10 protein-coding genes are annotated in these 11492 nt (G+C 65.5%); 3 read left to right on the top strand and 7 right to left on the bottom strand.

Annotation, left to right across the window (positions count from 1 at the left end):
- Positions 1–144: 144 nt before the first annotated feature.
- On the top strand, positions 145–690 hold the full coding sequence (locus tag ACZY1I_RS02530) for a hypothetical protein (RefSeq protein WP_463752693.1): 546 nt from the start codon (positions 145–147) through the stop codon (positions 688–690).
- A gap of 13 nt (positions 691–703) precedes the next feature.
- Here the strand turns inward: ACZY1I_RS02530 and ACZY1I_RS02525 are convergent, their stop codons facing one another.
- Positions 704–2431: an alpha/beta hydrolase domain-containing protein gene (locus ACZY1I_RS02525; RefSeq protein ID WP_463752692.1), complete on the bottom strand. Its 1728-nt coding sequence runs from the start codon at positions 2429–2431 to the stop codon at positions 704–706.
- 385 nt (positions 2432–2816) lie between these two features.
- Between ACZY1I_RS02525 and ACZY1I_RS02520 the strand changes: the two genes are divergently transcribed.
- A complete protein-coding gene (locus tag ACZY1I_RS02520; protein ID WP_463752691.1) occupies positions 2817–3281 on the top strand; it encodes a tRNA (cytidine(34)-2'-O)-methyltransferase in 465 nt (154 codons plus the stop codon).
- Here ACZY1I_RS02520 and ACZY1I_RS02515 read toward each other — a convergent pair.
- From ACZY1I_RS02515 to ACZY1I_RS02500, 4 genes are all read right to left on the bottom strand, one after another.
- Entirely contained in the window at positions 3278–3940 is a 663-nt protein-coding gene (locus tag ACZY1I_RS02515; RefSeq protein WP_463752690.1) for a class I SAM-dependent methyltransferase, read from the bottom strand. The two genes, ACZY1I_RS02520 and ACZY1I_RS02515, sit on opposite strands and share 4 nt — an antisense overlap.
- Before the next feature lie 107 nt (positions 3941–4047).
- Complete coding sequence (locus ACZY1I_RS02510; protein WP_463752689.1) at positions 4048–4176, bottom strand: hypothetical protein; 129 nt, start codon at positions 4174–4176, stop codon at positions 4048–4050.
- Positions 4177–4224: 48 nt separating this feature from the next.
- A complete protein-coding gene (locus ACZY1I_RS02505) occupies positions 4225–5814 on the bottom strand; it encodes an FAD-dependent monooxygenase (RefSeq protein WP_463752688.1) in 1590 nt (529 codons plus the stop codon).
- Positions 5815–5816: 2 nt separating this feature from the next.
- Positions 5817–6461: a nitroreductase family protein gene (locus tag ACZY1I_RS02500; protein WP_463752687.1), complete on the bottom strand. Its 645-nt coding sequence runs from the start codon at positions 6459–6461 to the stop codon at positions 5817–5819.
- A 23-nt stretch (positions 6462–6484) separates the two neighbouring features.
- Here ACZY1I_RS02500 and ACZY1I_RS02495 point away from each other — a divergent pair, with 23 nt between their 5' ends.
- Entirely contained in the window at positions 6485–6895 is a 411-nt protein-coding gene (locus ACZY1I_RS02495) for a TIGR03667 family PPOX class F420-dependent oxidoreductase (RefSeq protein ID WP_463752686.1), read from the top strand.
- On the opposite strand, the gene ACZY1I_RS02490 is transcribed toward ACZY1I_RS02495, so the two are convergent.
- Both ACZY1I_RS02490 and ACZY1I_RS02485 read right to left on the bottom strand, forming a co-directional pair.
- On the bottom strand, positions 6892–7731 hold the full coding sequence (locus tag ACZY1I_RS02490) for an oxidoreductase (protein ID WP_463752685.1): 840 nt from the start codon (positions 7729–7731) through the stop codon (positions 6892–6894). The genes ACZY1I_RS02495 and ACZY1I_RS02490 overlap by 4 nt on opposite strands.
- A 327-nt stretch (positions 7732–8058) precedes the next feature.
- The gene (locus tag ACZY1I_RS02485) at positions 8059–11340 is read right to left on the bottom strand and encodes an error-prone DNA polymerase (protein ID WP_463752684.1); all 3282 of its coding nucleotides are present in this window, start codon (positions 11338–11340) and stop codon (positions 8059–8061) included.
- Positions 11341–11492: the final 152 nt, after the last annotated feature.

The raw sequence follows: 11492 nt of genomic DNA, 5'->3' as shown, positions 1-11492 counted from the left end.
GCAATCCGACGAGTATGACAGGCGTTCCTGGCCCTTTAGCCGACGTCATCCACAATTGTTACTGAGTAGATAAGGTCCGGAGCACCGGGGTCGGCGAACCGGCGGGCCGGCCGGGCAAACTTCCAGTTCCGATTGTGGGGAGCTATGACGAGTCGTCGCACAAGATCGCTGGTGCTGGGAGCCGCGCTCCCCCTGGTGGGCACGGCCCTCATCGCGTGCACGATGCACGTGCACACCGGTGGCGGCTCGAGTACTGCGGCGTCGACCACCGCTGCCTCGACGACGTCGACAACCACGACAACCAAGCCCCGCCCGACGTCATCCGCTACGACGACGCCGACGACGACCACCCAGGCGACCACCCCGACCGTTACCGGCGCGAACGCCAGCATCGTGGTCAAAGTCGAGTGCGGCGCGGACGGGGCCGCGGATGTCTCGGTGTCGTACGGCACGGCGCCGGCCGAGCAACATCAGGTCGGCACCGGTGGCACGCCGTCGTTTCGCGGACGTTATGGCACCTTGCCCGGCTTTGCCGATTCGACGTTGCGGGTGACGACGCGGCCCAGTCATGGCAGCTGCAAGACGACGTTGACCAGTTATCGGAACATCCAGAGCAGCGGCGACATCGTCGCATCCGGCGACAGCTCAGATCAGGTGACCTTGACCGCGGTGATCAGCACCGGGCGGTAACGCCAGTGACGGGCTAAGCGGCGTACTGCGCGACGGTCTTGTGCACCACCGCATCCACCTCGCCGGCCAGCAAGAACCGGTCCGCGACCAGCGCTTCGGCAGCAACGCGCACCGCACCGGCGTAGTCATCGCGGGTCGGGTACCGGTCGGTGACCGAGGGACGCCCCGGCGCGAAGGACAGCTTGCTGCCGACGCGCTCGTAGAGCACATCGGGCAGTTCCTGGACGTACCGGCGGGAGTTCCAGCCGGTGTAGGCGGCCAGCGGGGCGGCGATGGCGGGCAGTCGGATTCCGGCTACCTCGTTGCCGTCCGCGTCGACCGCGGAGACCAGGTCGATCAGTGACTCGCCGTGGACGTGCGCCGACGGCAGCCACGCCGGAGAGGGTGTGTTCGCGTAGCTGAAGCTGGACAGCACGTCCTTGCGGGCGACGGCTGTCCCGTCGCTGGTCCGCGGCACCCGGCTGGCGGGCGGCTCGATACCGTCGGCGACCCAGTTCTCCAGGGCGATGAGCAGCGCCCGGGTGACCGGCGTGACGTCGAGGTGGTGCACCGGGTTGGCAGCGGGCAGTGCGTCCTTGATCTTGCTGCTGCCGAAGTGGTCGGTCCCGGCCAGCAGGTAGGTGCGCACGTCGGCGTCCTCGGGCAGGTCCATGCCGGTGTGCGCGTCCACGTGTACCAGCGCGCCGTCCCCCTGCCAGTACTCGGTGGCGCTGTTGGTGAAGATCGTCTTCGGCATGCCGCCGAGTTCGCGCTGCCGCGCCAGCAGTTCGTGGGTCGCGAACGGGGCCGTGGCGCCGTTGCCCCCCGGGGTGGACGGCTGCGCGTAGCGCTGGTTGAACTCGCCACGGTTGGCGCTGGCGAAGTCGCTGAAGATTCCGTCGAAGACGGTCATGCCGGACTCGTCGATGTTGAGGCCGTCAGACAGGAACTGACGCAGCAACCGGCCGGCCTGCGAGACGCCGTACGCGAAGGTGTGGTCGATGCCGCCGGTGAGCAGGTGGTCGGTCCGCAGGTGGGAAACCACATCGCGGATCGCCAACAGGCCCGCGCCGGCGACCGGCGCCAGCGACGTCCGGTATACCAGCCGGTACCAGTGGAACGGCTGGAAGCCGCCGTCCAGCGCAACGTGGGTTTCGTCGGTGAAACGCCAGGTAGCCCGGGGGATCGTCGTCGGCTCGGCGTCGGGGGCGGTGCGCACGGTCAGCACCGCTTCGGCGTCGTTGATGTCGATCGTCGGGTAGGAGGTGAAGGTGAAAAGCGCCTCAGCGCCGGGGATCGACTCGATTTCGGGTGCCGAGAAGCTCAGCGCGTGGTCGGCCCTCGCGGCGTCGGAACGCCACTCCAGGCGCATGAATCCGGGCTCCACCTCGGCTCGCGGTGCCGTCAGGCCCAGGATTGCCGGCCCGCGCTGCACGTCCCACTGCCAGCCGCAGGAAGCGATGGTCCAACCGCGGTCGAGCAGGAAGCCGCCCTTCAACCAGGGCGCGTTGGTGGGCACGCCGCGGTTGGGCACCACGAACAGCAGCTTGCCATTCCCGCCGTCGACCGGGCGGATCAGGCGCAGGTCGGCGTCGTAGCGCACCAGGCCGTCGTGGTCGCGCGGCGCGAGCTCGAGGTCGGTGATGCGCTCGTTGGCCAGATGCGTCGGGTCGACGGCGTAGGTGACGGTCGCCTCTACGTTCTCGTAGCGGCTGTCGGCGTGCGGGTAGACGTTGTTCACCTGCACTGATTCGACTGTCATCTCGGCTCCTTGCCCTCGGCGGTGCTTTCGAGACTTAGATTTCGGCAAGGCACTTGTGGATTTCTTGCGGATCTCTTGGTGTCCTGGTGACCGCCGACGCCCGGCCGCGGCTAAGTCACGCGGAAGAGGGGCGGAATACAGAAGCAGGCCCGTGGGGTGCACGGGCCTGCCTCCTACGTGGCATGTCTTAAGGGGGCTTGGAACATGCCACAGCTACGGGGTCGCCGCTTCGCTAGAAGCGTTGACGCCACTGAGATTGCCCGAGTCGGGGCGGGTGCGACATCCACCGAATGGGTGCATGAGGGATGAATCCACCTGTCCTGCGAACGGTGGACAAGCGAGCGGACCATCCCAGGCCGCCGGCGTTCTTTGCCATGATCAACGCATGTTCCGGCTGATGTTCGTCTATCCCTGCATCGCACCGAACACGGGCAATGCCATCCGGACCGCGGCTGCCACCGGCTGCGAGCTACATCTGGTCGAGCCGCTGGGATTCGATCTGTCCGAACCCAAACTCCGTCGCGCCGGGCTGGACTACCACGACCTGGCGTCGGTCACCGTGCACGCGTCACTCGAGCGGGCGTGGGCGGCGCTGCCGGCCGTGCAGGTGTTCGCGTTCACCGCCAAAGCCACGACATCGTTCAGTGACGTCGAGTACCGGCCCGGCGATGTCTTGATGTTCGGTCCCGAACCCACGGGTCTGGATGCCGAGACGCTCGCCGACCCCCACATCACCAAGCAGGTGCGCATTCCGATGCTGGGTGGCCGTCGTTCGTTGAATCTGTCCAACGCGGCGGCGGTCGCCGCGTACGAGGCCTGGCGACAACACGGCTACGCCGGCTCGATTTAACGCAGGCTGGCCCGCAGCCATTCGGTCGATTCCGGCTCGACGGAGTCCAGTTGCAGTCCCGCAGCACGCAATTCGTCGATGAGTTGAGCCACCGAAAGGAATTGGAATTCAAACGGCTGGCTCCAAATTTGGCCGTCGATTTCCAGACCGAACTCGCCGGCGACCGCACCCTGGCGATTGTGGTGAATAGTCATGGTCTGCACGGTGTTCCCGCTGACCATTCGGTGGTGACCTTCGATTCGCAGTTCGAACCAGCGCGGCGATCTCCATTGCATGATGGCGGTACCGGTCGGTTTGAGGTGGTGCGCAGCGGTAGCCAAGGTGGCGCGACGAATATCGGTGTCCAGGTAGCTGAGCAGGCTGCCCGCCATCAGCACGGCATCGAATTTGTCCGGCAGCCGCAACTCTTCGAATCGGGCACGCACCGTGTGGGCTGCCCGCACATGGGCCAGCATGTCGGCGGACTGGTCGACCGCAGTGACTTGATGCCCCAGTTCGGCCAGCGGGTTCGCCAACCGGCCCGCACCCGCACCGAGGTCCAGCACCGAACTGTTGGGCGCCAACAGGCCGTCGATCAGTTCTAGATCCGGACTGGCCGGCAGCCGTGAAAAGATCTCGACCGAACTTCCATCATCGGACATCGCATTTGCGGACGGCACGCAACGATTTATACCCGCAAATACAGAAATCCGGCTCGTGCGGGGCACGGGCCGGATTTCAGGGATGGCATGCATTCGGGGGGCTGGGGTGCATGCCACCGGTGTTGTCAGGCGGCGACGTCTTCGACGACGAAAGACGGCATGGTGTAGGCGGCTTCGACCTCTTGGAAAAGAATCTCGTGGATCATGATTTCTCCTTTTGGGATCTGGGGTTTCGGGTGAGGCTTTGTTGTCACTTAGATTGCCCAACTCGATGCCTACCCGGTATCCCCCAAAAGGGGACGTCAGGGATGAATTCGTCTGTCCCCCGAATGGCGGACAAGTGCGTAGCCGAACCAGTGACTCAGTACCCGACCAAGTTCGTCGATATCGGGGGCCGACAGCGACGACGCCCAGGCCACGTAACCGTCTGGACGTATCAGCAGCGCCGTCGCCACGATGTCTCCGACTGGGCGTCCCGCGGCCACGGTGATACCGTCGGCGCCTGCCAATGCGGACGCGACTGACGCGCCGTCGGTGAGATCGACCAGCAGCGGTCTACCGTCGCGGGCGTACTCGGCAATGCGTTGGGTCCCGTGCTCGTTGGCGACGGCGAAATCCGGCACCCATCGGCCGACCAACGGGTGCTGATCCGCATCCGTCGGGTACCGGGTGTCGGCGCCGGACACCAGGTCGCCGAGGTGACCGACGACGCCGGGCTGCGTCAGCAGTTCAGCGAAAAGCTCACGCAGGGCGGTGATTTCGACACCGGGGCGGATCAGGGCCAGCTGGGCCCGGCTGTGCATGATCAACCGATCGGCCACCGGCCTGCGCTCGGCCTCATAGGTGTCGAGCAACTCGGCATCCACCCGGCCGTCGAGCACCGCCGCCAACTTCCAGCCGAGGTTCACCGCATCCTGCAGACCCAGATTCAGCCCCGGTCCGCCCAACGCGAAATGCACATGCGCGGAGTCGCCGACCAGAATCACCCGACCTACCTTGTAGCGTGCCGCGATCCGGGAGTTCATGCCACGGAACCATCGCAAATCCGGCGCAGTTCCGGGCAATTCGGCCCTCAGCGGCACATGGCCGCCGATTACGCGCTGGATGCTCTGCTCGTGTTCGGACAGCGTCAGCGGCGAGTCGGCATCGGCCTCGGCATCGGGGTGCTCACGTGGCGTGCCGTCCAATTCGATGGTGAACGCCACCGACTGACCCGCCATCACGCCCCAGGCAAAAATGCCGCCATCGGTCCGCAGTAGTTGCCGAGCGGGCAAGGCACCCGCTCCCGGGACCTGCAGCGCCCCGCTGACCGGATCGACCCAATCATCGGGCGGCAGTACCCCGAATGCCATCCGCTCGACCACGTCGTACGACGAAGTGCCATCGAACTCGATGCCAGCCAGCTTGCGCGTCAGACTGGTACCGCCGTCGGCACCGACCAGGTATTGGGCTGACAGATCGTAGCTGCCACCGGGACCCGCTACCCGCACCGTGACGCCATCGGCGTCCTGCTCGAATCCGGTGAGCGAATGTCCCCAGCGGATGTCGACGCCGCACTCGTGTGCGCGAGCCACCAGCACCTGGATCAGCCTGGGCTGTTCGACGTGCAGAATGAACATTTGAGGATCGTCCAGCCTCGAAAAATCCAGCCCGAAGGCCGCGAAGCTGGAGCCGGGCACCGGTTGCGGCGGGTCCGTGGTCGCCGCGAGTTCAGCGAACAGGCCGCGGTGGTCGAGAATCCGAACCCCTTGTCCGACAATGCCATTGGCGCGCTTGTGCGGGTTGGGCCCGGGAAGTGGGTCCAATACGACGGGCCGGTGACCTGCGATGCCCAGTTCGCAGGCCAACATAAGCCCGTTGGGGCCGGCACCCGCGATCACGACCTCGGCCATAGTTACCAAGAGTTCCAGTGCGTCAGGCTTTCGGCCGGCAGCCGCTTGGCCGGGCGGAAGTCGGTGCCTTTGGTGTAGGCGATCGGGAAGAGCCCGCCCTGGCTGTACTGCTCGTACGGGATGCCGAGGATGTCGGCCACCTTGCGCTCGCCATCACCGAGCAGATGCAGCGTCGTCCAGCAGGAGCCCAGCCCGCGTGAGCGCAGCGCAAGACAGAAGCTCCACACGGCCGGGTGCAACGACGCCCAGAACGACACACCGCCCAACGGGGACTGCACTTCCCGGCCTTCGATGCAGGGAATCAACAGGACCGGCGCCTCGTGCATGTGCTCGGCAAGGTAGCCCGCCGAACTACGCACCCGCCCCATCTGCTCGCCGCGAGCGTCGCCCTCGGCGTACTCGGGTGCCGGCGAGCTGAGGTAGGGGCCGGCATTGGCCAGGTAGACGTCTCCGATGGCCTTCTTCTGCTCCGCGTCCTCCACGAACACCCACTGCCAGCCTTGCGAGTTGGAACCGGTCGGGGCCTGCAGCGCCAGTTCAAGGCATTCCATCAGCACTTCGCGGGACACGGGCTTGTCGAAATCGAGGCGCTTGCGCACCGAGCGGGTAGTGCTCAGGACTTCATCGACGGACAGGTTGAGTGTCATAGGTGGAGGCTACCTTTGAGTTCATGAGCATCGAACTGACAGAAGAGGTTTCCAGCAGGCTCACCTCCGATTACTTCGGCTGGCTGACCACCGTCGCCAAGTCGGGGCAGCCGGTGCCGCGGCTGATCTGGTTCTACTTTGACGGCACCGATCTGATCGTCTACTCCGCGCCCGGCGCGGCCAAGGTCGCACACATCAAGGCCCATCCCCAGGTCAGCGTGAATTTGGACTCCGATGGCCAGGGCCAAGGGATCATCGTCATCGGCGGGACGGCAGCGGTGGATGCTACCGGTGTGGACTGCCGCGACGACGAACCTTATTGGGCGAAATACCGCGAGGCCGCCGACAGAGAAGGCCTGACCGACATGATGGGCGACTTCAGCGCCCGGCTGCGAATCACGCCGACGAAGGTGTGGACCACGCCGACTGGCTAGTCGTGGTCGGTCGAGATCGAGACCGTCCGCCAGTTATCGATGTCCGCTTGCAGCGCAACGATTTTGGCTTCTACCGCCGAGACGCAGTCGGTGCCCAGCAGCAGGTGCACCGGCGGCTCGGCGGCGGCCGCGATGTCAACTATTGCTGCGGCGGCCTTGATCGGGTCACCGGGCTGTTCGTGGTTGAGGTCGGCGGCGTGAACGCGCACCGCACCGGCGGTGGATTCGTAGTCGGCGATGATCGTTTCTTCGGTGCCCAGGCTGGATGCGTCGAGGAAGTCGGTGCGGAAGTAGCCCGGTTCGACGATGGTGACCCAGATGCCGAGCGGCTTGACCTCCTTGGCCAGCGCTTCGCTGAAGCCTTCCAGCGCGAACTTGGTTGAGCAGTACACGCCCCATCCGGGCGAGCCGAGCAATCCGCCGATCGAGCTGATGTTGATGATGTGGCCGGACCGTTGCCGGCGCATCACCGGCAGTACCGCGCGCTGCATGGTCAGGGTGCCGAACACATTGACCTCGTAAACGGCACGCACCGAGGCGTCCGAGGATTCCTCGACGGCTCCGAGCAGTCCACGGCCGGCGTTGTTCACCAGCACGTCGATCCGCCCGAAGGCGTCGACGGCGGCTTGAACCGCCGCCGCGGCTTGATCACCGTCGGTGACGTCGAGGTCGACGGCAAGCAGGGCGTCACCGGCATCGGGGAACGCGCTGTGGATCTGCCCGGCCCGACGCGCGGTCGCGACCACCCGGTCGCCCTGACTCAGGATCTTGCGTGCGATCTCGAGCCCGAATCCACGCGATGCTCCAGTGAGAAACCAGACCTTTGAAGTAGGCACCCGTCCTACTCTGGGGCCGCTACCGCTTGGTGTCTACTCACCGCGTAGTTCTCTAGCAAGTTCAAAGGAACTCGCGCCTCCCGCCATGGCTGTTGTCGATGCCAGGCGGGTCTAGCGTTGTACCACCTTTGGAACGATAGCGACAAGGACGCCGTAATAGTCGCCATGATCAGTGTGGTGGTGGCGGCGTCCATGCATGTAACGCTATGGGCAATGAGCTGCGCAAACATCGCGCGGCGGAGTGATTTGATGTCCCTCTTACGGGGGATGGGCTAGACCAATGGCTCGGGCCCGCGGCGCCGGCTGAAGCCGAGCTTGCGACCCGAGCTAGCGAAAGTCCCGGGACTTCGAACCGACCGCCAGGCTGATGCGGCCCAACCGCTCGGCCACGACAGTGATTGCCCCACTGGCGTTTTGCACCTGCCCACGAATCAGCAGCGCCGGCGCGGTATGTGCCAGCTTGCGATGCCGCGCCCACACCCCCGGAGTGCAGAGCACATTGACCATCCCGGTCTCATCCTCGAGGTTGACGAACGTCACCCCCTGAGCGGTCGCGGGCCGTTGTCGATGGGTCACCGCCCCGGCGATCAGCACCCGGTCACCATCGGGCACCAAGCCCAACTCGGCCGCGGGCACCACTCCCATTGCATCCAGGTCTGCTCGCAGGAACTGGGTCGGATAACTGTCCGGGGAGACGCCGGTGGCCCACACGTCGGCCGCGGCCAACTCCAGCTCGCTCATCCCCGGCAGCGACGGGATGTGTGACGAGGAGCCCACCCCAGGCAGCCGATCCGGCCGCTGCGTGGCCGCCGCCCCCGCGGCCCATAGCCCTTCCCGTCGGGACATCCCGAAGCAGCCCAACGCCCCAGCAGTTGCCAACGCTTCGGTCTGCGGCACGGAAAGCTGAAACCGGGTCGTCAGATCCAGCAGAGATCCGAACGGGCCGTTGACTTTCCGCTCGTCAGCCAGTTTTCCGGCAAGGTCGTCGCCGATATGACGGACCGCGCCCAGCCCTAGCCGCACCTCGGTTCCGGTGTTCTCCAAAGTCGCGTGCGCCAGGCTGGCGTTGACGCACGGGCCGTGCACCAGCACCCCGTGCCGTCGCGCGTCGGCCACCAATGATTGCGGCGAATAGAAACCCATCGGCTGAGCGCGCAGCAGTGCGGCACAGAACGCCGCCGGGTGATGCAGCTTGAACCACGACGAGTAGAACACCAGCGACGCAAAGGACAGCGCGTGACTTTCGGGAAAGCCGAAGTTGGCGAACGCCTCCAGCTTTTCGTAGGTCCGCTCGATCACCTCCTTGTCGGCGCCGTGCAACCTGTGCATGCCGTCGTAGAAGCGGTCGCGTAGTCGTCGCATGCGTTCGGTCGAACGCTTGGAACCCATGGCACGCCGCAACTGGTCGGCCTCGGCGGCCGAGAAGCCGGCGCAGTCGACCGCCAGTTGCATCAGCTGTTCCTGAAAGAGCGGCACGCCCAGCGTCTTTCGCAGGGCAGACTCCATGGACGGATGGTCATAGACGACGGGGTCGATGCCGTTGCGACGCCGGATGTACGGGTGTACCGATCCGCCCTGAATAGGACCGGGTCGGATCAACGCGACCTCTACCACCAAGTCGTAGAACACCCGGGGCCGCAACCGCGGCAGCGTCGCCATCTGGGCCCGCGACTCCACCTGGAACACCCCGACCGAATCGGCCCGCGACAGCATCTCGTACACCGCGGGCTCGGAGAGGTCGAGTCGGGCGAAGTCCACCTCCAGGCCTTTGTGTTCGGCCACCAAGTCTCTGGCGTAGTGCAACGCCGAGAGCATGCCCAGCCCCAGTAGATCGAACTTCACCAAACCGATTGCCGCGCAATCGTCTTTATCCCACTGCAGAACGCTGCGGTTCTCCATCCGCGCCCACTCCACCGGGCACACATCGGCGATCGGCCGGTCGCAGATCACCATGCCACCGGAGTGAATTCCCATGTGCCGAGGCAGGTTCCGGATCTGGTTGGCCAGGTCGACGACACCTTCCGGGATGCCCTCGATGTCGGCGGGCTGCCCAGACCAGTGGCTGATCTGCTTGCTCCACGCATCCTGTTGCCCCTGCGAGAAACCCAGCGCGCGCGCCATGTCACGCACCGCGCTACGACTCCGGTAGGTGATGGTATTGGCGACCTGGGCCGCGTAGTCACGTCCGTACTTGTCGTAGACGTACTGGATGACGTTCTCCCGCAGATCCGACTCGATGTCGATGTCGATGTCGGGTGGCCCGTCGCGGGCGGGCGACAAAAACCGCTCGAAGAGCAAGTCGTTGGCCACCGGATCGACAGCGGTCACCCCGAGGGCGTAGCAGACCGCGGAATTGGCCGCGGACCCTCTCCCCTGACACAAAATGTCGTTTTCCCGGCAAAACCGGGTGATGTCGTGCACCACCAGGAAGTAGCCCGGAAATTTCAGTTGCGCAATCACTTTCAATTCGTGCTCGATCTGGGCATAGGCTTTCGTGGCACGCCCGGCCGGCCCGTAGCGGTCGGCGGCGCCGATCATGGTCAACGAACGCAGCCAGCTGTCCTCGGTGTGCCCGTCCGGCACGTCAAAGGGTGGCAACTGCGGCGCGATCAAAGCCAGACCGAACGCACACTGCTCGCCGAGTTCGGCGGCCGCCGTCACCACCTCGGGACGGTGGGCGAACAGCCGGGCCATCTCCTCACCGGACCGCAGGTGCGAACCGCCCAGCGGGGCCAGCCATCCCGCAGCGCCGTCCAGAGACTGCCGGGCCCGGATCGCTCCCATCGCCATGGCCAGCCGGCGACGGGACGGATCAGCGAAATGCGCTCCGGTGGTGGCGACGACACCGACACCGAAATGCGGCGCCAACTCGGCCAGTATCGCGTTGCGTTCGTCGTCGAGCGGTTGGCCGTGATGAGTCAATTCGATGCTGACCCGCCCGGCGCCGAACCGGTCCACCAGGTCGGCCAGCGCCTGCTTGGCCGCTTCCGGACCGCCGTCGGAAAGTGCTTGACGCACAGTCCCTTTCCGACATCCGGTGAGAATGTGCCAGTGTCCGCCGGCTTCCTCGGTCAACACGTCGATGTCGTAGCGCAGCTTGCCTTTCTCACCGCCGGCCAGATGCGCTGCCGCCAACTGCCGGGACAACCGGCGGTACCCCTCGGGCCCGCGGGCCAACACCAACAGATGCGGCCCGGGCGGGTCCGGGTGCTCGGTGCGGGCAACCGACGACAAAGACAACTCGGCACCGAACACGGTGCGCACGCCTAGCTCCACCGCCGCTTCAGCGAAACGCACCGCCCCGTACAGACCGTCATGGTCGGTCAGTGCGATGGCACGCAGATCCAGCCGGGCGGCCTCCTCGACCAACTCCTCCGGCGTACTGGCCCCATCCAGGAAGCTGTACGCGGAATGCGTATGCAGCTCGGCATACGCGATGGACGAACGGCTCCGCTGCCCACGTGGTTCCGCGGTGTAGGTGCCGCGCTTCTGCGACAGCGGACCATCCTCAGCGGGGCCGGCCGGGACCTCCGTCCCGGCATGGCGCGGCTTGCCTTCGAGAACCCGCGCCATCTCGGCCCAGCTCGGCGGTCCGTGGTGCCAACCCATGCCCTAGTCTATCGAACGTTTGTTCGATAAACTAGGGCATGGGTGACGAGAACAGCTTCTGAACAGTCTTAAAACGCACGTGCAACAATTTGCGGCCAACACCGCCGCGAGTGTCATCGCCGCAGTTAAAGCCATCTTTAAGTAGAAAACAT

Source organism: Mycobacterium sp. IDUB_37 (assembly GCF_055419245.1).
This window is presented reverse-complemented; position numbering and strand designations above follow the sequence as displayed.

Coding starts and splice junctions, on each gene's coding strand:
- ACZY1I_RS02485 (WP_463752684.1), bottom strand. CDS start 11,340: ATGGGTTGGCACCACGGACCGCCGAGCTGGGCCGAGATGGCGCGGGTT.
- ACZY1I_RS02500 (WP_463752687.1), bottom strand. CDS start 6,461: ATGACACTCAACCTGTCCGTCGATGAAGTCCTGAGCACTACCCGCTCG.
- ACZY1I_RS02525 (WP_463752692.1), bottom strand. CDS start 2,431: ATGACAGTCGAATCAGTGCAGGTGAACAACGTCTACCCGCACGCCGAC.
- ACZY1I_RS02520 (WP_463752691.1), top strand. CDS start 2,817: ATGTTCCGGCTGATGTTCGTCTATCCCTGCATCGCACCGAACACGGGC.
- ACZY1I_RS02530 (WP_463752693.1), top strand. CDS start 145: ATGACGAGTCGTCGCACAAGATCGCTGGTGCTGGGAGCCGCGCTCCCC.
- ACZY1I_RS02495 (WP_463752686.1), top strand. CDS start 6,485: ATGAGCATCGAACTGACAGAAGAGGTTTCCAGCAGGCTCACCTCCGAT.
- ACZY1I_RS02505 (WP_463752688.1), bottom strand. CDS start 5,814: ATGGCCGAGGTCGTGATCGCGGGTGCCGGCCCCAACGGGCTTATGTTG.